23 protein-coding genes and 2 tRNA genes are annotated in these 18631 nt (G+C 67.7%); 10 read left to right on the forward strand and 15 right to left on the reverse strand.

The annotated features are described in order from the left end of the window. Positions 1 to 43 precede the first annotated feature (43 nt). The 3 genes from ACYQ78_RS13460 to ACYQ78_RS13470 all read right to left on the reverse strand — a co-directional run bounded on the left by ACYQ78_RS13460 (position 44) and on the right by ACYQ78_RS13470 (position 1252). Positions 44 to 116 (reverse strand) — tRNA-Arg (locus ACYQ78_RS13460). A gap of 107 nt (positions 117 to 223) precedes the next feature. Continuing rightward, positions 224 to 568, reverse strand: a complete 345-nt coding sequence (locus ACYQ78_RS13465; protein ID WP_459801141.1) for a hypothetical protein — start codon at positions 566 to 568, stop codon at positions 224 to 226. A 39-nt stretch (positions 569 to 607) separates the two neighbouring features. Further along, entirely contained in the window at positions 608 to 1252 is a 645-nt protein-coding gene (locus ACYQ78_RS13470; protein WP_459801142.1) for a hypothetical protein, read from the reverse strand. Positions 1253 to 1376: 124 nt separating this feature from the next. Here ACYQ78_RS13470 and ACYQ78_RS13475 point away from each other — a divergent pair, with 124 nt between their 5' ends. Together ACYQ78_RS13475 and ACYQ78_RS13480 are read left to right on the forward strand one after the other, a co-directional pair. Next, on the forward strand, positions 1377 to 2471 hold the full coding sequence (locus ACYQ78_RS13475; RefSeq protein WP_459801143.1) for a sensor histidine kinase: 1095 nt from the start codon (positions 1377 to 1379) through the stop codon (positions 2469 to 2471). Next, positions 2468 to 3079: a response regulator gene (locus ACYQ78_RS13480; protein WP_459801144.1), complete on the forward strand. Its 612-nt coding sequence runs from the start codon at positions 2468 to 2470 to the stop codon at positions 3077 to 3079. Before ACYQ78_RS13475 ends, ACYQ78_RS13480 begins: the two co-directional genes overlap by 4 nt. Here the strand turns inward: ACYQ78_RS13480 and ACYQ78_RS13485 are convergent. Further along, complete coding sequence (locus ACYQ78_RS13485) at positions 3064 to 3519, reverse strand: MaoC family dehydratase (RefSeq protein ID WP_459801145.1); 456 nt, start codon at positions 3517 to 3519, stop codon at positions 3064 to 3066. The genes ACYQ78_RS13480 and ACYQ78_RS13485 overlap by 16 nt on opposite strands. 18 nt (positions 3520 to 3537) lie before the next feature. Continuing rightward, positions 3538 to 3900, reverse strand: a complete 363-nt coding sequence (locus ACYQ78_RS13490; protein ID WP_459801146.1) for a VOC family protein — start codon at positions 3898 to 3900, stop codon at positions 3538 to 3540. Positions 3901 to 3985: 85 nt separating this feature from the next. On the opposite strand from ACYQ78_RS13490, the gene ACYQ78_RS13495 reads away from it, so the two are divergent. Both ACYQ78_RS13495 and solA read left to right on the forward strand, forming a co-directional pair. Continuing rightward, entirely contained in the window at positions 3986 to 4513 is a 528-nt protein-coding gene (locus ACYQ78_RS13495; RefSeq protein ID WP_459801147.1) for a hypothetical protein, read from the forward strand. A 43-nt stretch (positions 4514 to 4556) separates the two neighbouring features. Beyond that, entirely contained in the window at positions 4557 to 5669 is a 1113-nt protein-coding gene (gene solA, locus ACYQ78_RS13500) for an N-methyl-L-tryptophan oxidase (protein WP_459801148.1), read from the forward strand. On the opposite strand, the gene ACYQ78_RS13505 is transcribed toward solA, so the two are convergent. The 3 genes from ACYQ78_RS13505 to ACYQ78_RS13515 all read right to left on the reverse strand — a co-directional run bounded on the left by ACYQ78_RS13505 (position 5656) and on the right by ACYQ78_RS13515 (position 7508). Further along, positions 5656 to 6582, reverse strand: coding sequence for an RDD family protein (locus ACYQ78_RS13505; protein WP_459801149.1), 927 nt, complete (start codon positions 6580 to 6582; stop codon positions 5656 to 5658). The two genes, solA and ACYQ78_RS13505, sit on opposite strands and share 14 nt — an antisense overlap. A gap of 145 nt (positions 6583 to 6727) precedes the next feature. Continuing rightward, positions 6728 to 6817 (reverse strand) — tRNA-Ser (locus ACYQ78_RS13510). Positions 6818 to 6944: 127 nt separating this feature from the next. Further along, positions 6945 to 7508, reverse strand: coding sequence for a YceI family protein (locus tag ACYQ78_RS13515; protein WP_459801150.1), 564 nt, complete (start codon positions 7506 to 7508; stop codon positions 6945 to 6947). Positions 7509 to 7616: 108 nt separating this feature from the next. Between ACYQ78_RS13515 and ACYQ78_RS13520 the strand changes: the two genes are divergently transcribed. The 3 genes from ACYQ78_RS13520 to ACYQ78_RS13530 all read left to right on the forward strand — a co-directional run bounded on the left by ACYQ78_RS13520 (position 7617) and on the right by ACYQ78_RS13530 (position 9968). Beyond that, positions 7617 to 8099, forward strand: coding sequence for a MarR family winged helix-turn-helix transcriptional regulator (locus ACYQ78_RS13520; RefSeq protein ID WP_459801151.1), 483 nt, complete (start codon positions 7617 to 7619; stop codon positions 8097 to 8099). Positions 8100 to 8232: 133 nt separating this feature from the next. Beyond that, entirely contained in the window at positions 8233 to 9168 is a 936-nt protein-coding gene (locus ACYQ78_RS13525; protein ID WP_459801152.1) for a hypothetical protein, read from the forward strand. A gap of 5 nt (positions 9169 to 9173) precedes the next feature. Then, a complete protein-coding gene (locus ACYQ78_RS13530) occupies positions 9174 to 9968 on the forward strand; it encodes a MauE/DoxX family redox-associated membrane protein (RefSeq protein WP_459801153.1) in 795 nt (264 codons plus the stop codon). An 80-nt stretch (positions 9969 to 10048) separates the two neighbouring features. Here ACYQ78_RS13530 and ACYQ78_RS13535 read toward each other — a convergent pair whose 3' ends face one another. After that, complete coding sequence (locus ACYQ78_RS13535) at positions 10049 to 11230, reverse strand: AAA family ATPase (RefSeq protein WP_459801154.1); 1182 nt, start codon at positions 11228 to 11230, stop codon at positions 10049 to 10051. Positions 11231 to 11483: 253 nt separating this feature from the next. Between ACYQ78_RS13535 and ACYQ78_RS13540 the strand changes: the two genes are divergently transcribed. Next, positions 11484 to 12224 (forward strand): M15 family metallopeptidase, encoded by a 741-nt coding sequence (locus ACYQ78_RS13540; RefSeq protein ID WP_459801155.1) that lies wholly within the window; start codon positions 11484 to 11486, stop codon positions 12222 to 12224. On the opposite strand, the gene ACYQ78_RS13545 is transcribed toward ACYQ78_RS13540, so the two are convergent. After that, positions 12197 to 13003, reverse strand: a complete 807-nt coding sequence (locus ACYQ78_RS13545; RefSeq protein WP_459801156.1) for an SDR family oxidoreductase — start codon at positions 13001 to 13003, stop codon at positions 12197 to 12199. The two genes, ACYQ78_RS13540 and ACYQ78_RS13545, sit on opposite strands and share 28 nt — an antisense overlap. A gap of 142 nt (positions 13004 to 13145) precedes the next feature. Between ACYQ78_RS13545 and ACYQ78_RS13550 the strand changes: the two genes are divergently transcribed. Beyond that, the gene (locus tag ACYQ78_RS13550) at positions 13146 to 13445 is read left to right on the forward strand and encodes a hypothetical protein (protein ID WP_459801157.1); all 300 of its coding nucleotides are present in this window, start codon (positions 13146 to 13148) and stop codon (positions 13443 to 13445) included. On the opposite strand, the gene ACYQ78_RS13555 is transcribed toward ACYQ78_RS13550, so the two are convergent. After that, positions 13429 to 14463 carry a S66 family peptidase gene (locus ACYQ78_RS13555; protein WP_459801158.1) on the reverse strand — a complete coding sequence of 345 codons (1035 nt, stop codon included), beginning with the start codon at positions 14461 to 14463 and terminating at the stop codon, positions 13429 to 13431. The two genes, ACYQ78_RS13550 and ACYQ78_RS13555, sit on opposite strands and share 17 nt — an antisense overlap. Before the next feature lie 329 nt (positions 14464 to 14792). Here ACYQ78_RS13555 and ACYQ78_RS13560 point away from each other — a divergent pair, with 329 nt between their 5' ends. Next, entirely contained in the window at positions 14793 to 15521 is a 729-nt protein-coding gene (locus ACYQ78_RS13560; RefSeq protein WP_459801159.1) for a CHAP domain-containing protein, read from the forward strand. A 58-nt stretch (positions 15522 to 15579) separates the two neighbouring features. Here ACYQ78_RS13560 and ACYQ78_RS13565 read toward each other — a convergent pair whose 3' ends face one another. The 4 genes from ACYQ78_RS13565 to ACYQ78_RS13580 all read right to left on the reverse strand — a co-directional run bounded on the left by ACYQ78_RS13565 (position 15580) and on the right by ACYQ78_RS13580 (position 18491). Then, complete coding sequence (locus ACYQ78_RS13565) at positions 15580 to 16260, reverse strand: TIGR03943 family putative permease subunit (protein WP_459801160.1); 681 nt, start codon at positions 16258 to 16260, stop codon at positions 15580 to 15582. Further along, on the reverse strand, positions 16257 to 17249 hold the full coding sequence (locus tag ACYQ78_RS13570; protein WP_459801161.1) for a permease: 993 nt from the start codon (positions 17247 to 17249) through the stop codon (positions 16257 to 16259). The genes ACYQ78_RS13565 and ACYQ78_RS13570 overlap by 4 nt, the downstream gene beginning before the upstream one ends. A gap of 117 nt (positions 17250 to 17366) precedes the next feature. Continuing rightward, positions 17367 to 18230, reverse strand: a complete 864-nt coding sequence (locus tag ACYQ78_RS13575; protein ID WP_459801162.1) for an NUDIX hydrolase — start codon at positions 18228 to 18230, stop codon at positions 17367 to 17369. Positions 18231 to 18245: 15 nt separating this feature from the next. Then, the gene (locus tag ACYQ78_RS13580) at positions 18246 to 18491 is read right to left on the reverse strand and encodes a hypothetical protein (protein ID WP_459801163.1); all 246 of its coding nucleotides are present in this window, start codon (positions 18489 to 18491) and stop codon (positions 18246 to 18248) included. Positions 18492 to 18631: the final 140 nt, after the last annotated feature.

Here is an 18631-nt window from a genome sequence, read left to right on the forward strand (position 1 = left end):
GAAGGCCCGTCCCGGAAATCCGGGAACGGGCCTTTCATGCGAGTGCAGCCGGAGGTACTCGAAACCCCAACCTTCTGATCCGTAGTCAGATGCTCTATCCATTGAGCTACGGCTGCTTGCAGAAATAAGCATAGCGGGTCTCGGCCCGTGCTCCGAACCAGTTACCCGAAGACACGCCTCCTCCAACTCCCGGCAAAGTTCCCAACCCCCCGCATACCCCCGATCACCGCCGGTTAAGAACCGACATAACCGCACAGATCAGGGGCCTAATGTGCTGAACCTGGGCATCCTCGCCATCGTCATCCTGCTCACCACCACCACGATCATCCACCGCAGAAAACGAAGACGCGCCGAGGAGGCCGAGCACCTCCTGGTCGAGCGCATCAACGGCGTCCTCGGGGCCGACCACCGCAGTCTCGCCGACCCGATGGACCTGTTCCAGCGCGGCAAGCAGGCCGGGCTCACCACCCGTCTCCACATCCAGGGCCCCGCCCGCGAGCTTCCCAGAGACGTCGATCTGGCCGGCTACCGGATCGTCCAGGAGGCGCTGACCAGCGCACTCGAGCACGGCACCACGTCAGCCACGGTCATGATCTCGTATCAGCCGTCAGCGATCACGCTGACCATCGACAGCCCGATCGGCATCCGGGCGTCCCGTCGGTCGGGGGTCAGGTTGATGCGGGCCAGGGCCACTCCTCTGGGGGGAAGCGTCCATGCTGGTCCACACATGGGGGGTTGGCGGGTGATCGTCCGGCTTCCTACGGAACTGACGCCCCAGTGAGTCGGTGACGGGCCAGATCAGGGCGATCAGGGGGATCTTCGCGGCGTTCAGCATGAAACCGGTCAGCGCGGAGGTCCGTTCGGCGTCCCCCACCATGACGATGGCGCCGAAGAGCAGCAGGCACATGATCGTGTACGCCCCTGCGATCCTGAACCAGATCGCCCACTCGCTCAGCACTTTCGGCGGTTTCTTGAAGCCCCGGGCGACCCACTCGTCGGCCCATGTGATGGTCCGGTGGCCGAAGACGATCGAATAGGCGATGTACGCCCCGGCCAGGCCGTGCTGCCAGGTCGCCACGGCTCCCGAGCGCATGTCGGCCACGGCCGCGACGAGCAGCACGATGTCGAGGACCGGGGTCAGGGCCAGTAGTGCCCAGCTGGCCCGGCGCATCCGCAGGCCGTACCGGACATAGAGGCCTGCGGCCAGCAGGATCCAGAAGCCGGCCTCGGCCGCGATGATCAACCACAGCATGGAATCCACCTCCGGGTACCCATCCTCTGGGCGCCGGAGGACGCGGGCCTCCCCGCTGCGGACGAAGTTCAGTACATCTAAAGATGTATGCCCATTTCAGATGGCCCGTGGTGAGATGAAACGCATGACCCCCAACCGGCAGGACGCGCTGATGGCCGTGGCGGCCTTCGCGGTCGGGGTGATCCTGCTGGTCGCGGGGGCGCGTGAGGTCAGGCCGGGCGTTCCGATGGGGCTGTTCCTCCTCCCGCTCGCGGTCACCTGCGTAGGCGTGGCGATCCGCCGGAGGCGGCCGGTGACGGCGTTCGTCCTCGGGGTGGTCGCGCTGGCGGCCGATGCGACGATCGGGCCTTCGCTCGGTACGGTCGTCGTGTTCACCGACAACATCTACGCCGCATGCCTGTACGGACCCCGGAAGCTGCTGACCGTTCTGCTGCGTGTCGGGCCGATATGGGCGCTGGCCATGGGGCTCGCGGCGGGGTTGCAGACCCATGACTGGGGGTGGGGAACGGTCATGGCCTTCCAGGGCGGCCTGATCATCGTCATGCCGGTCACCACGGCGGCGATCATCAGGAACCACCGCGACCACGCCCGGCAGGCCGCGCTCATGGCCGAACTCGATCGGAAGGCCGCGATCTCCGCCGAACGCACCCGGATGGCCAGGGAACTGCACGATCTGGTCGCCAACCACTTCAGCGCGATCGCCATCCAGTCGAGCGCGGTGCTGTCCAGAAGCGATCTGGACGCCAAATCCGTCCGGGAGATCGTGGAGTCGATCCGGGAGAACAGTGTTCAGGGCATGGCCGAGATGCGCGGGATGATCGGGCTGCTGCGCGCCGAGGGCGAGTCGGAGGCGCTCCGGCCGACCCTGTCGGCGGTCGACGACCTGGTGAAACGGTCGGGGATGACGACCACCGTTGACATCTCGGGCACGCCACGCGATCTCCCTCCGGCGGTCGATCTGGCGGCGTACAGAATCGTCCAGGAGTCGCTGACGAACGCGCTCAAACACGGCGCCGCGCCCGTTTCCATCGCCATCGACTATCGTCCGGACGCACTCGCCCTGACCATCGCCAACCCGGTCACCGACCGGCAGCGTGACCTGCCCGGCGCGCGGGCCGGGCTGATCGGCATGCGGGAGCGGGCCGCCCTGGTCGGCGGCACGTTCGAGGCGGGGCCGTGTGAACGCGGCTGGCGGGTCAGCGCCACGCTGGCCACATGATCACTGTCTTGATCGCCGACGACCACGCGGCGGTGCGCACGGGCATCCGCCTGGTCCTCGAAGGCGCCAGCGACATCCGCATCGTGGGCGAGGCCGCCGACGGCCGGGAGGCCGTCACGCTGGCGAAGGAACTGCGTCCCGACGTCGTGATCATGGACATCCGGATGCCCCGCCTCGACGGCATCACGGCCACCCGGCAGCTCGCCGGTCTGACCGAGATCCTCGTGCTCACCACCTTCGACCTGGACGAATACGTCTTCGGCGCACTGCGGGCGGGCGCCGCCGGATTCCTGCTGAAGAACACCGAGGCGGCCACGCTCGTCGAGGCGGTCAGGCTGGTCGCGGGCGGCGACGGCCTGATCTCGCCCCAGGTGACCAGGAAACTCATCTCGGCCTTCGCCCGGACGAGACCGGCCAAAGCCCCCGACAGCCTCACGGCCCGCGAACACGACGTCTTCGGCTGTCTCGTCCGCGGCCTGTCGAACGCGGAGATCGCCCGCGAACTCGACATCGCGGAACCGACCGTGAAGACGCACGTCAGCCGGGTGCTGGCCAAACTCGGCCTGCAGAGCCGGGCCCAGGCCGCCGCCTACTACGCCGGGATGTAGAGGACCAGCTGCTCGGCCGCGCACGCCGGTTTCGCCACGCCTTCGACCTCGATGACCATCTTGAGCGTCCCGAGCACGCCCTGGGCGGTGTCGGTGAGCTCGGCGATCTCGCCCCCCGCCCGGATGCGCGCCCCAACTGGAACGGGCGCGGGGAACCGCACCTTGTTCAGCCCGTAGTTGATCCCCATGGCCAGCCCCTCGACCCGGATGAGCTCGCTCATCAGCGCCGGCAGCATCGACAGCGACAGGAACCCGTGGGCGATCGTCCCGCCGAACGGTCCCTGCGCGGCGCGCTCGGCGTCGATGTGGATCCACTGGTGGTCACCGGTGGCGTCGGCGAACAGATTGACCTGCTCCTGGGTGACGGGCCGCCAGTCGGTGAAGCCGAGATGGGTGCCCTGAGCGGCTTTGAGCTCGGAGATGTTCGAGAAGATCCGCATGACTCGAACTTTATTCTGTTATTCGGCGTCGAGATAGAGGCAGAAGGGGTGCCCGGCCGGATCCAGCATGACCCGGACGTCGTCCTGGGGCTGGAAGCCGGCGAGGGTCGCGCCGAGGGCGACGGCCCTGGCGACCTCCTCTTCCAGTCCCGTCACGCCGACGTCGACGTGCAGCATCATCTGCTGTTCGCCCGAGGCGTTCGGCCAGGTGGGGGGCTCGTAGTCGGGGGAGGTCTGGAAGGCGATGTAGGAGGTGCCCTCGCCGGGGTGGACGGCCTCGCCGTCGTTGATCAACTCCCAGCCGAGGAGGGCGGAGTAGAAGCGGGCGAGCTCGCGAGAATCCGGAGCATCGAGGACGACACCCCACCAACCGGTCAGCATGCGCATTTACCTACCCGGTAACGATCAGCGCACCAAAGCAGATATCTCTCTGATCTTGGAACGGTCTACATCGGCAGGGGAACCAATGTCACAGCAGCCATGGGGCGCACCCCCGGTTCAGAAGCCGGTCAGGCGTTTCTCCTCACCCCAGTTCCTCGTCGCCGCGGGAGTGGTCGTCGTCACGGTCTTCGGCGCCGGTTACTACACCGGACGCGAAGTGGTGAAAGCGGAACTGCGCAACAGCATCGCCGAGGCGTTCAGCGGACTCGGCGCCGACGACGGACCGACGGCGGCCCCACAGCCGACCGAGACCGTCGAGGACGTCCCCGAAATCGATCCCGCCGTCGTCGGCATGCTGACCAAGGTCAAGCCGTGTCCCGACTCCATCGGCTCGATGATCGTGTGCCAGCAGTTCACCAACAAGACCGACGACAAGGTGAACGTCGAGGTCGAGTTCGTCGTCGAAACGACGAAGGGGAAGTTCACCGCGAACGCCACCGAATTCGAGGTACGCCCGGGCGTCAAGGTGACGCTGAACGCCTACGTCCACGACGAGGCCGCCGCCGGGGCGAAGATGACCCGGATCAAGCAGGTTCTCGCCCGAATCAGTTGATACCTATACTACAGGTAGGAATTTTAGGTATTAGGAGGTGCCCGTGGCCCGATACACGGTGGACGTCGTCGTGGTCGGTGGCGGCGGCATGGGCTCGGCGGCGGCGTGGCGGCTGGCCGGGCGCGGTGCCGAGGTGGCGCTGCTGGAGCGGTTCGAGCCAGGTCACGTTCGCGGCGCCTCCCACGGTGCCTCGCGTATCTTCCGAGTCTCCTACGGCGACCCCGTCTACATCCGCCTCGCCCAGGAGGCCCACGACCTGTGGCGCGACCTGGAATCGGAATCGGGCACCCGGCTCCTCACCATCACCGGCAGCGTCAACCACGGCCGCACCCCTGATCTGGACATTCTCGCCGACGCCGTCGAAGCGGCAGGCGCCCCCGGCACCTGGCTCTCGCCCGAGGAGGCCACCGACCGCTGGCCCGGCCTGCGCTACGACGGCAAGGTCTTCTTCCACCCGCAGAGCGGCCGCCTCCACGCCGACCACGCCGTCGCGGCCCTCCAGAGAAGCGCTGCGGCGCTGGGGGCAGTGGTCCGCCACCACACCCCGGCCACCTCGATCACGGTGAAAGACGACAACGCCGTCGAGGTGACCACGGAAGACGACGTCTACCAGGCCAAACGCGTCGTGGTCGCGGCCGGGGCATGGGCCGGGAAGCTGCTCGGCGGGCTGGTCCCGCTGCCGCCGCTGCGTGTCACCCAGGAACAGCCCGCCCACTTCGCCCCGCTACGTGAAGAAGACGAGTGGCCCAGTTTCGGCCACCACTTCGACGAGGAGACCCTCGCCGCGACCGGTTTCCTCAGCGGCATCTACGGCCTGGCCACCCCCGGCGAGGGCATCAAGGTCGGCTTCCACGGCACCGGCCCCGTCGTCGACCCCGACGAACGCGATTTCCTCCCCGAAGCCCGCCACGTCCAAGCCCTCCGGGCCTACGCCCGCGCCTGGCTCCCGGGGGTCGACCCCGACGTCTTCACTTCGATCAGCTGCACGTACACCACCACCCCCACGTCGGACTTCGTCCTCGACCGGGTCGGCCCGGTCGTGGTGGCGGCCGGGTTCTCGGGGCACGGATTCAAGTTCGTCCCGGCCGTGGGCAGAGTCCTCGCCGACCTCGCCCTGACCGGCGAGCGACCGGACGCCCGGTTCAGGCTGAGGTAGTTTTCACTTCGGTGTTCGCCCATCGGTCGTGAAGCGGCCGGCCGTCGGGGTCGAGAAGCGCCCATAGTCCGTCCACCACAAGAACGAGAAGCCCCTCGGCCGGCATGAAGACCAGAAGCGGGAAGATCAGCGTGCGGAGAGCCGTCCTTCCCGCCGTCGTCCGCGCAAGGCGGATGCGCAGCAGGAACTTGCCAGGTGTACGTCCCCACAGGCTGTGCTGCACCCAGAAGTACAGGAACACGATCAGCAGGACGACCAGGTGCTCGAGATCCAGGTCGTCCAGCGAGAGCGTCCCTTCGCTCAGAAGCCCGTAGTCCACGTGGATGAAGGGCCGGTCCGCGAGGAGCGGGATGACCAAAGCGAACAGCGCGAGGACGATCGCGTAGTCGACCAGGAGCGCCACCATCCGACGCCAGGTCACTCCCGGGCCTTCGGGCTGCGCCGAGGTCAGGTGCGTGACGAGCACGACGAACGCGGCGGCCGCCAAGAGACAGAGCTGGGTGCTTCCCCAGGAGCCCGCCACGGCGGCGAACCACTCGGCGCTGAGGATGGGGATCGTTCCGCCGCACTCCTCCGCCGAGGAGTAGAGGGGAGTGAGCGGCTCGATGACCGCGATCAGGACGAGAGCGCCCGCCGTACGTCGGCCCACGCTCCGCCGGTTGCCCCGGCTGAGGCAGGCGAAGAATCCGCCCAGGACCAGCAGTGCGGGGACGGCCCATGGAACCACGTTCTGCATCAGGCGATCGAGGTCACCTCGCAGGGGATCCAGCGGCGAGGTCTGCGGCCAATCGAAACCCATGCATGAGAACGTCTCCGGCGGGCCGGAGTAGAGGCGGTAGCGCCATTCGTCCCAGGTCGGGTAGGCGGCGAGGGCCGCGGCCGTCAGCCAGGCCAGTAAAGCCGGTTTCGACATCCGGGGGGAGTGCGACAAGGCGGTCCCTTTCACAGGCTGGGCACACCTTAGCGATCTTGGCACCATGCACCGACAATCACGTGCAGGGCTGTTTCGAACACGAAAAAGGCCCTCGTCCCATTTCGGGAAGAGGGCCTCTGAACTGCGGAGGTTCGGGGATTTGAACCCCGGATGGGCTTGAGACCCAAACCGCATTAGCAGTGCGGCGCCATAGACCGGACTAGGCGAAACCTCCAGTAGCCGTATCGGCTCCCGACAGAGTACCGGCGATCCGCCGACGCGGCAAAGTGGATACCCAGCGCGCCGCCCCAACCTTTTCCACACCCTGTGGACAAGGTCAGGGCGACACCGAAAAGGGTGGGTCAGGCCTGCCGAACGGCCTCGCCCTCGATCTCGATCTTGATCTTCTTGCTGACCAGCACGCCACCGGTCTCCAGCGCCTGGTTCCAGGTCAGCCCGAAGGCCTCCCGGTCGATCTCCGTCTCGGCCGAGTAGCCGAAGATCTCCTGGCCCCACGGGTTGGTCGCAGCGCCGCCGAACTCCACGCGCAGCGGCACCTCCTTCGTCACGTCACGGATCGTCAGCTCGCCCACCAGGGTGAACTCGTTGCCGTCGACGTTCTCGACGCGGAGGCTCTTGAAGGTGATCTGGGGGAACTTGTCGGCGGAGAGGAAGTCGTCGCTGCGGAGGTGGTTGTCGCGGTCGCCGACGTGGGTGGTGATCGACGCGGACTCGAGGGTCACGTCGACGCTGGACTGGAGCGGCTCCTCGGCGACGGTGATGGTGCCGTCGAACTTCTCGAAGTTGCCGCGGACCTTGCTGACCATCATGTGCTTGGCCACGAACCCGACGCGGGTGTGCGCGACGTCAAGGGTGAAGGTGCCGGCGACGGGAATGGTCTGGCCGTTCCACTCGCGAGTGCTCATGATCCATAACTCCAGGAGAGGCGGTAGTTGTCCTGCGGATGTTTGCTCCAACAAATGTCTACCGGAGAGATATTCCTGCCGTCAACCATCGTGGCGTAGACTTCTCCCATGGATCCATTCGACGACCCTCGGCTGACCGCGATGGGGCTGTTCGCCGAGGTCTACACGGGCATCGCCGACAAGAACCGGCGCGCCTTCGCGGAGGCCGGCCTTTCCGACGTCGACTTCGAGACGCTGATCCGCCTGGCCCGATCCCCCGGCCAGGGACTGCGCATGAGCGACCTCGCCGCTCAGACCAACCTATCCACCAGCGGCATCACCCGCGTCGTCGACCGGCTGGAGCGGGAGGGCCTGGTCGCCCGCGAAGCCTGCGCGACCGACCGCCGCGCCTTCTACCCCCGCATCACCGAGGCCGGGCGGGCCCGGCTGATGGAGGTGCTACCCCGTCACCTCGCCGACATCGAGCACTGGTTCACCGGCCTGCTGCCCCCGGCCGAGCTCGACCGGTTCCTGGAGACCCTTCGCCTCATTCGGGATGTCGTACGACCCTGCGCCACCGCGGGTGCGGAGGAAATCGAACCCGCCACCTAAAAGGGAAGGGTGGTGATATGCCCCGACACGGGCGACATGGGATTCCATCCAGTACGAAGATTCTGATCCCGCGCAGGACTCAACGCCTGAATTATGCCTCTATTAGGGCAGACGACATGTGAGGCTACAGAGCGTGGGGATACCAGCGAAACGCCGGAGAGCCTTGGCGTCGGCCGTGCTCGGCCGGGAGCTTGAGCCGCCGCGGGCGAGCGCCGAGAACGGGGTGCTGCTCGACGCCGTCAGTGGCACGATCCTCGACGTCAGTCCTCACCTGATCATCATCGAGAACGACGAGGGCCGCGAGGAGCGTCTGGTCATCGCCCACTGGGCCAAGGCCTGGCGGGGCTCCTTCGTGGCCCCGGCCGACCTGCCGGTGGGCGCCCAGGTGATCATCCGGGCGCTGCGGCAGGGCAAGGTCGTCGACCGCATCTGGGCCGACATCACCAGGCTGACCGGGGTCATCCTGTCGGTCTCCGGCCGGGACGACATCTCCGTCGTGCTCGACTGCGGGCCCCATCGCGGGCGGCGGTCGATCGTGATCCCCTATCGGTCGTCGGGGCGGGTCCGGGTCCGCTATCCGCGCCTCGAACCCGGCTTCCTGTTCGACGCGATCGGCACGGTCGAGGGCACCAGCGTGCTCGCGCAGATCCCGGCCACCTCGCAGCCCGCCTACCGGGCGGTCCATGTTCCCGACCCGCCGATGGGCTATGGCGGCGTACAGACGAAGATTTCCGGTACGGCCGTGTGGTCAGACCACATCGAACCCGGTGTGGCCTACCCGATGCTGGAGCAGTCGGACACCGGCTGCGGTGAGGCGGGCGTCTCGTGCGCCGCTCTCCCCTATCTCGCGCTCGGTTCGAGCCTTCATGTACGGAATGTCTGCGCCGGTCGCGCGACCGTGCTCCCCGTGGTGGCCTGCGGCTGCATGGCGGGCAAGTTCTGCGACCGATGCGTGGAATGTGGCACCTCGCCCCGGGGGCGAGTGGTGGAACTGTCGGCCACGTCATACGTCGAACTCGGCGGCGACCTGACCAACGGCTGCTTCAACGTGCGTGTGGGATTGGGGTGAGCGGGATGATCGCCGCGGCGGCGCAACCCATTCTGCTGGTCATGCTGGTGCTCGGCGGCGCGGCCAAGCTGGTCACGGCCGGGCGCGACTCCGAACCGGGGGCCTTCGGGCGGCTCGGCCCGGCGGTGCTCGCGCCGGAGACCTGGCGCAAGAACGCCCTCATCGGCTGCGCGGTCGGCGAGTTCGGGCTGGCCGGAGGGCTTTTCCTGCTCGACAGCCCGGTGCCCCGCTGGATGACGGTGGCGTTCTTCACGGTCGCCACCTATGTCCTGTGGGACCTGCGGCGCCGTCGTCCCGACGCCGGCTGCGGCTGCTTCGGCGACGTCAGCGCGACGCCGGTGGGCCTGCGGGCGATCAGCCGCACGATCGTCTTCACCGCGATGGCCGTGGCCGTCGCCCTCGACGGCGCCCCCGGCTGGCCGCCGTTGACCTGGCAGGTCATGGCCTGGACGGGTGGTCTCATCGTGGTCCTGCTGGCGCTGTCGCCGGAGGTCGAGGAGACGTACGCGCGCCTGAAATATCACGCGCCGTGTGAGCTGCGGCCTTTCGCGCCCGAGAAGGCGGCGGCCCGGCTCCGGGCGAGCACGGCCTGGCGCAACCACGCGCATCTGCTCGGCAGCGAGATGCCGAGCGACTCGTGGCGCGAGCTCTGCTGGCGTTTCTTCGTCTTCGAGGCGCTCAACGGCTCTGAAGTGGTCTTCGCGGTCTACCTGAGCGGGCGGCGCCCGCCGGTCCGCGTCGCGGTGGTCGGCGGGCACGCGCCCATCCAGGAATCTATCCCTGTCTCGGCTTCACTCTAGAAACCCTTAGACAAGGCTTGATTTAGCTCTCTACGGCTCTCTAGCTTCCCCTCTAGAAAGCCGTAGAGAGGTCAAGGGGATCAGACGGGCTGCGCACGCAGGAACCGGCCGAAGTGGGGGACGGTGAACGCGATCAGGCCGCGTTCGGCGCTGTAGATCAGGCCTTTCTTGATGAGGCTGTCGCGGGCGGGAGACAGGCTGGACGGTTTGCGCCCCAGCGCGTCGGCCACCTCGGCGGTCGCCACCGGGTCGTCGCCGAGCTGCGCCATGGCGTGCATGTAGTCGCGCTCGGCCGGGGTCGCCCGCTCGTAGCGGCTGCCGAAGAAGCCGACGGCGAGCTCCTCTTCGGCCTCCGGCGCCGACACCTTGATGTCTTCCGCGGTGATCGGGCTGCGCGGCGCCAGGTCCCAGGCGACCTTGCCGTAGGCCTGGACGAAATAGGGATAACCGTCGGCCGCCTCGTAGAGGGCGTCGAGGGCGTCGCTGGTGAACTCCACGCCTTCTTCCTCGGCGGGGACGATCAGCGCCATGTCGGCGGCATCGCGGTCGAGCCGGTCGATCCTGGCGTAACGGAAAAGCCGTTCGGAATAGCTCTTGGACGCCGACAGCACCGACGGCAGATGCGGCAGCCCCGCCCCCACCACGATGAGCGGCCCGCCGATCTGCGACAACTCGTGACAGGCGGCGCAGAGCGCCGAGATGTCGGTGGCCGGCACATCTTGCATCTCGTCGATGAACAGGGCGATCCCGACCCCGAGGTCGGTCGCGACCCCGGCCGCGTCGCTGAGCAGCTCGGTCAGGTCGATCTCGAGATCGCCGGAGTCGGCCCGCCCCCGCGCCGCCGGGACGTCGATGCCCGGCGACCAGTGGGTCGTGCCCTTGGCCGCCGAAGGGTCGCGCATCGCGAAGGCCTTGAGCACGCCGAGGAACTCGTCGATCCGCTCGGGGGCCCGATGCCGGGGCGCCAGCTCGCGGATCGCCATGTGCAGCGCCGCCGCGACGGGCCGCCGGATCGACTGCTCGGGCCGGGCCTCGATCTTGCCGGTGCCCCACAGGCGCTGGATCGCCATGGACTTGAACGTGTTGAGCAGGACGGTCTTGCCGACGCCACGCAGCCCGGTGATCACCATGCTCCGCTCGGGCCGCCCACGGGCCACCCGCTCCAGCACGACCTCGAACTGCTGCAGCTCACGATCGCGCCCGGCCAGCTCGGGAGGACGCTGCCCCGCACCGGGGGCGTAGGGGTTGCGCACAGGATCCACGGTGTCGGACTTTATGACCGGATATAGCGGCCGTCGTAGATTTCCGTAGAAAGGCCTACGGCGTGTCGCGCCGAGCGGCCGCGCCACCAGCCCAACCGCCATCGCACACCACCTACCAGGGCTTTCACAGGGAACATCTGTTCGATCCGATGCGGTCGACTGTAGCGCGGGATCGAACATGCGCGCGAGTGTTTCTCCGTAAAACCCTGACGTAGGCCGGAAAGTACGACACCCGCGTGGGTACGCTCGAAGCATGTCAATCCGCAGGTCAGCGCTGGTCATCGGGCTGACGGTGAGTCTGGGCGCCATCGCGTGTGGCGCCGAGACCAACACCGGCGCCGTTTCGCCCGCCCCGATCATCACGGAAACTCCGGCGGCCACGAGCCCGGCACCGAGCACGTCGTCGTCACCGACTCCGACGGCGCCGCCCGAGTTCACGTACAAGATCAGTAAAGTGACCCGCGACCAGGTGAAGTATTCGTGGCGCCAGGGTTGCCCGGTCAGCTACAACGACCTGCGGATGATCACGATGACCTACTGGGGCTTCGACGACAAACCCCATACCGGACGACTCGTCGTGAACGCCTCGGTGGCTGAGCCCGTGGCCTCGGTCTTCAAGAAGTTGTACGACTTCAGGTACCCGATCAAGAAGATGGAGCCGGTCGACAAGTACAAGGCCGACGACTACGCCTCGATCGACGCCGACAACACCTCGGCCTTCAACTGCCGCGCCGCGACGGGCTCGACCAACTGGTCCCAGCACGCCTACGGCTTCGCGGTCGACCTGAACCCGCTGGAGAACCCCTACGTCGAGGCCGACGGCGCCCACGCGCACGGCAACGCCGACAACTACGTCGACCGGCCGCTGAAGAAGCCCGGCGTGATCAACCACGGAGACCGGGTCGTGGAGGCCTTCGCCAGCATCGGCTGGGGCTGGGGCGGCGACTGGGTCGGCACCAAGGACTATCAGCACTTCTCGAAGTCGGGCCGGTAGGCGACCCACTGCCGGAAAGAGGCCGGCTCGCGTCCCAAGAGGTCCCTGACCACCGTGGTGGCCGGGTGAGGCGTGCGCTGCCAGGCGGCGAGCACCTCGATCAGCTCCTCGGCGTGCCCCGCCGCCCGCCACCTCTCGCGCGCCCGCTCCTCGCCGATCTCGGCGAACTCCAGCGGCCGTCCCAGGACGTCCCCGATCACCGCGAGCCGCTCCCGCGCCGTCAGGACGACCGGCCCGGTGATCGTGTACGACCGCCGCGCGTGCCCCCCGTCGACCAGGATCCGCGCGGCCACCGCGCCGACGTCGGCCTCGTCCACGACCGCCACCGGAACGTCCCCGAACACCTCCTCGACCTGGCCTTTCGCGATCTGGGGAAGCCACTGGAGGGTGTTGGCCATGAAGTCGGTCGCCTCCAGCCGGGTCCATTCGACGTCGCCCGCGGCGAACGCCTCCTCGACCGGCCCGACCTGCCCGTTCCACAACAGGGTGACCCGCTGAACGCCCGCCTCGGCGAACAGCCCGGCCAGCTCGGGGCCGGTGGTGAGGGTGGCGTAGTCGTCTCCACCGATGGTCAGCAGATGGACGCCGACGACGTCGCGTAACGCCTCCCGCAGCGAGCCGGGGTCGGTGAGATCGCCCCGCACCACCTCGACCTGCGGCGGGAAGACCGCCTTGCCGGGATGCCGGGTCAGCGCGCGCACGCGCCTCCCCTCGGCCAGCAGTCGGTCGACGACATGGCGCCCGGCTCTCCCCGTCGCCCCGGTCACGAGAAAGGTCATGCGCCCGAGGCTAAGAACCTTGCGTCCAAGGCACCTCGGCCAACGGTCTGAGCCGGACCTCGGACTTTGGACCGTCTTGCCGGACATGACAGGCACATACCGGGCCCGGCCGCCCGGCCGGAAGCCATGAGAGGCTGCACCCGTGAAGACCAAGGCTGCGGGCGTGCTGATGGCCGCCCTTCTGCTGACCGGCTGCTCAGACCAGTTAGGCGACCGGGGCGGCAACGAGAACGCCCCGCCCGACAAGATCAGCGACGTCGACTACATCGAGGTCTTCCGCAACGCGGACAACTTCCCCAACGTGGCCCGGATCTGCATCGAGGGCCTGGCCTTCGCCAGCACGTCGAGCGGCCTGCGCGGCGAGAGCGGCGTCGCCAATCCGGCCCTGCTCCGGGTGCCCGAATGGGACACCAAGTGCGCGGCCGTCAGTAAACCACGGTGATCTTCCGGGCCGGCCCGTCGATCCGCATCACCCCTCCATAAGGGATGACCACCTGCGGATCGGTGTGCCCGAAGTCGACGTCGAAGACCACCGGCGCCTCGGGCGCATAGTCGGACAGCGCCCGGAGGATGGCCTCCCGCTGCTCCCGCGCGTAGATCGCCCTTTCCGCATCGCCGTTGCGGTGCTCGAACGACCAGGCCTTCGCCCGCCCGCACACCACCGCCGCGAACCGCCCGAGAATCCCGCGCTCCCCCAGATTCCGCAGCATCCGGAACACCTCGGTCGCCGAGGGCATCTCCTCACTGGTCTCGACGACCAGGATCATTCCTGCGTACGCCTCGGGCGCCGCGATGTCGCGATCGGCGGCGAGCAGCCAGCTGAGGATCTCCAGGTTGCCGCCCCACGTGGCGCCCTCGACCACCCGATCGGCGTTGTGCCATATCCAGCCGCCGCATTCGCGCATCTCCGGCTCGATATCGACGAATCCCGGATCTTCCCAGTCCTGCTCGACGTCGCAGTATTCCCGTGATTCGACGATTTCGTAGGGACCGGAGGTAAAAAGCGCGGCACGTAAAGACGCCTTGGTGATCGGATGCATGGCACTGCCCCGGCCGAATTGCACCATCACCGAACCCCCGTGATAGCCGACGATTCCCAGCTTCCACAGGTGCGCGAGCAGGTTGGTGTTGTCGCTGTATCCGAAGAAGGGCTTGGGGTTCGCCCTGATCACCTCGTCGTCGAGGTGAGGGATGACGGTGATCTGGTCGTCGCCCCCGATGGCCGCGATGACCGCCCCTATCGAGGGATCCGCGAACGCGGCGGTGATGTCGGCGGCCCGCTCCCGCGGCGTCGCGTCCATCTTCCTGGTCGTCGGGAACTCCACCGTGACCAGGCCGAACAGGTCGCGGAGGCGGCTCAGGCCATGATCGAAGGGGATCGGGAAGACCTCGGGAAGACCTCCCGAAGGTGAGATGACGGCAATTCGATCACCTTGCTGGGGCTTCCTTGGGTAAAGCATCAGCCGACGCTACCACCCCCCTCCGACGGTCCTGAGGGCACGCGATCCCCGTGTGCTCAGGGGAATTCACCAAAGGTAAAAACGCGTCATCCAAAGCGATAAACCGGGTAAAGAGTAAAGAACACCGTGAACCGTTTGACCTCGGCTTTGGCGTGGATAGATTGGGACCTGTCGCGGTAATCCGTGACCAAAGTTGCCGCAAGGATCGCCCCTCTCCGGCACCCACGCCGGTAAAGCGAGAACTGCCCCACTGTCTACAGAGAGCGAATCCGATCTACCGCCCCTGCGGCCGCGGTCGATTCACCGGATCGGAAACGCTCAGGATTCTCATGACGAACTATGCTGACGCGCTGATCAACATGGCCGGTTCCCAGATGGGTTACGCCGAGGTCAACGGATCATCCAAGTTCGGAGAGTGGTTCGGCCAGAACGTCGTCAAGAAGGCCGGCTACAAGGACGCCGCCTGGTGCGACATGTTCGTCTCCTGGGCCGCCCACCAGACCGGCCAGGCGAAGGATGTCGGCCAGTTCAGCTACACCGTGCAGCACGCCCAGTGGTTCCAGGACCAGGGCGCGTTCGGCACGACTCCCGTCCCCGGCGCGGTCGTCTTCTTCGACTGGGGACACTCGAAGAGCATCGGCGCCATCGACCACGTCGGCCTGGTCAAGAAGGTCATCAACGACCACACGGTCGAGACGATCGAGGGCAACATCAGCAACAAGGTCGTCAACAAGGTCCGCACCGACGGCACCATCGTCGGCTACGGCTACCCCGAGAAGATCCGCGAGAAGGACCAGGCCAAGGAGAAGGCCACCACGGTCAACCTCGCCGCCAAGAAGACCGCGGCCGAGACCTCGACGGCGACCACGTCGACCGCGCGGAAGGCCGGCCCCGACGACTTCAACGGCCTGATGACCGGCACCCCGGAACCCCTGGCCGCCGGCACCCTCCTCCTCCCCGTCGCGCTGGGCCTGGCCGCCATCAAGAAGAGCGGCGCCCTGAACGACGGCGCGTGGAAGAAGCTCCTCCCTTCCTGGGTCGCGTGCGGCAAACGCTGACCCGCCCACGACCGGGGCGAACGTCGGGATTCCCCTGCCCGGCGTTCACCCCGGTCGTTCATTCATACGGCTCCACCGGCTGGGGAATCTCCGTCACGCCGATCGCGGTCATCTCGGGAGCGACCGTGCCGGGAGGCGGCCCGCCAGGCTTCGGAGGCACCCACGTGCCGGTGACCTCGATCCACTGATCCTCCTTCGGGGCCGCCGCCCCGAGGACCGCCACCTTCAGCGGTACGGCGTCGGCCGCGCAGCAGGCGATCTGCATGCGCGCGACATACCACTGCCCCTTCTTCTTGGACGGCACCACGAACCCGGTCAACCTGACCTGTTTGCCCGCCATCGACCTGGTGCTGTCGCCCCAGGCCCGCCCGAGGAACTCCCCGATGGTCATCTCGGACACCGGCTGCGTCAGCGGCGTGTACGCCGTGAGCGCCGACGCCGCCGGCCGCGCGGGCGCCTCCTCCGACCGGGCGGCGTAACTCCCCAGCGGCGGCGGGGCGATCAGGAAGATCGCGAAGACGGGCAACGTGAGCAGCCAGGCCACCCCCGGCCCGTGATGGCCGTCTTCCTTCTTGAAGAGCCCGGCCACCCCGAGGATCAGCACGACCGCCCCTGCGGCGATCAGGAAGAAGCGGAAACCCGGCTTGACGTAGTTGAGGTATTCGCTGGACACCGTGGTGATCCGCAGCACCGCCCCGCCGAGCAGAACGAGCAGCAGGCTCTGCGTCAGCCGATTCACAGCAGCACCATCCCGGTGACGACGCTGACCAGCACGGCCAGCGTGAACGTGAGGGGGACGAACCTGACGGTGAACCTCCGGCCGAACGTTCCGGCCTGAAGCGCGATCAGTTTCAGGTCGACCATCGGCCCGACGACGAGGAACGCCAGTCGGGCGGTCGGCGAGAAGGCGGTCAGCGAGGCCGCCACGAAGGCGTCGGCCTCCGAGCAGATCGACAGGATCACCGCCAGCAGGGCCAGCGCGAGCACCGACACCCAGACGTTGCCGGCCAGCGCGTTGATCCACTCGCGCGGCACGATCACGTTCATCGTGGCCGCCGCCATGCCGCCGACGACCAGGAAGCCCCCGGCGTGCAGGAGGTCGTGACGCATGGCCTCGGCGAAACCCGAGTGGTCGTGGTGCCGCCGCGCCTGCAGCCACTCCCCTTTGCCGAACCGCAGCCAGACCCACCCGACCAGCACCGCCACCAGCAGCGACGCCACGAACCGCGCCACCGCCATCATCGGCTGACCCGGGAAAGCGACCACGGTCGCCACGATGACCACCGGATTGATCGCCGGTGAGGACAGCAGGAACGCCAGCGCCGCCGCGGGCGTGACGCCCCGCGAGATCAGCCCCGACGCCACCGGCACCGAAGCGCACTCACACCCCGGCAGCACCGCCCCCGCCACCCCGGCCACCGGCACGGCCAGCGAGGCCCGTTTGGGCAACGCGCGCGTCCAGAACGAGGCCGGGACGAAAGCCGTGATCGCCGCCGACAGCAGCACCCCGAAGACCAGGAACGGCAGCGCCTGGACGCAGATGGCCACGAAGACCGTCGACCAGGTCTGGAGCGCCGGAGAGGTCAGATAGGGCGCGTAGACGAACTGCCCGAGCAGCAGCAGCCCGAGCACGGCGATGAACACCCACGGGCCGAACGACGGCTGGCCCTTCCGCCCCCAATCAGCGGGCGGGACCTCGGCAGGGGGAACCTCAAGACGCTCGACCACGGGCCCGATGTTTCCAGATCACCGGCCCCTCCAAGCGCGGCAACGCGTCCCTGTGGAAAACTCCACGAGAAACAACAGCCTGGGGAAAACCGCTCGGCTCGTACAAGACCAACGGACTCAGGGAAGCTGACCCAGCAGCCACTTCGGCCCGGTCACCAGGGCGCCCTCGGCCCGAACCCGTTCCCGCAACCCCCGGTCGGCCGTCACCACCAGCACCGTCTCCCAGGCCTGGGCCTCCCGGACGACGGCCACGATCGCGTCGTCCCCGCTCCCGGCCGCCACCCGTACATCGACCGGGCCCTCGGGAACCTTCGCGCTCCGCGCCGCGCCTTCCACGACCACGACGACCTGTGGAAAACGCCGGGCCGCCGACGGCAGTCCCTCAATGGGAGAAACCATCCCGTCCCTGGCCAGATCGGCGAGCTCGGCCAGCAACCGGGACGCCGCCCCGGCGCGGTCGCGCCACCACCCGTGCTCCGCTCGCGCGCCGATCACATTGGCCGCGTCGACCACCACGACCAGCGGTTTCAGCATTTCGCTCACCTGTGGCCACGTCTCCGCGAAGCCGGGGTGCAAACGCCGGTGCGGCAACCGGGCCAGGGACACCCATTTGAGAGCGGTGCTCTCCATGTTCCGCTGGACGGGGAGCTTTTCCACAGCCGTCGCGATGACGGTCTGGAAGGTCCAGCCGCCATGGTCGTCTAGGAACACGCCCTGCACCCGCAGGGCCTCCCGAGAAAGGGCGGCCTCTTCATGCGCTTCACGCAACGCGCCGGTGATCGCGTCTTCGTGGCTGTCGATCGCGCCCCCGGGAAGCCCCCACGTCCCTCCGTGGTGGCTCCACAGGGCTCTCTTCTGCATCAGGACGTAGGGTCCCTTCGCGGTGTGGTGCACCGCGAGCAGGCCGGACGCTCCGAAAACGCCCCAGTGCCGGTGACCGCGTTCGCAGTCGGCCCAGCCGTCCCCGTCCTTGGCTGCCATGACGTCAATAATCGGCTACCACGACTCCAGCGGAACCACCGCCTCGTGGTCGAAAAGGACGGTCCCGTCGTCGATCCGCACGACGGTCACATTGGTGGCCCACCCTGACGACATCAGGTTCTCCGCCGACTCCAACGCCAGAGCGGCGAAGTGATATCGGTCAACAGAGGTGAAATCGGGTGCCGGCCTGGTGCTCTTGACCTCATATCGGTCAGTCGGCCACACCTGCGGTAGCGGGGTCGAGCGGCGCCACTGTTGCATCGTTGTCTCTCCCTGTCGCGCCTGTCACCGTTCACCTGGGGCGCCGACTGAAGTTGACCGTGAGAGGGTCGGCTACTGGCTGGTTGTGACGGGCCCGATGGCTGATCGTTATGGACTGGTAAGACATCCTTCCCGATCCG

The sequence above is a fragment of the Herbidospora sp. RD11066 genome (assembly GCF_054661255.1).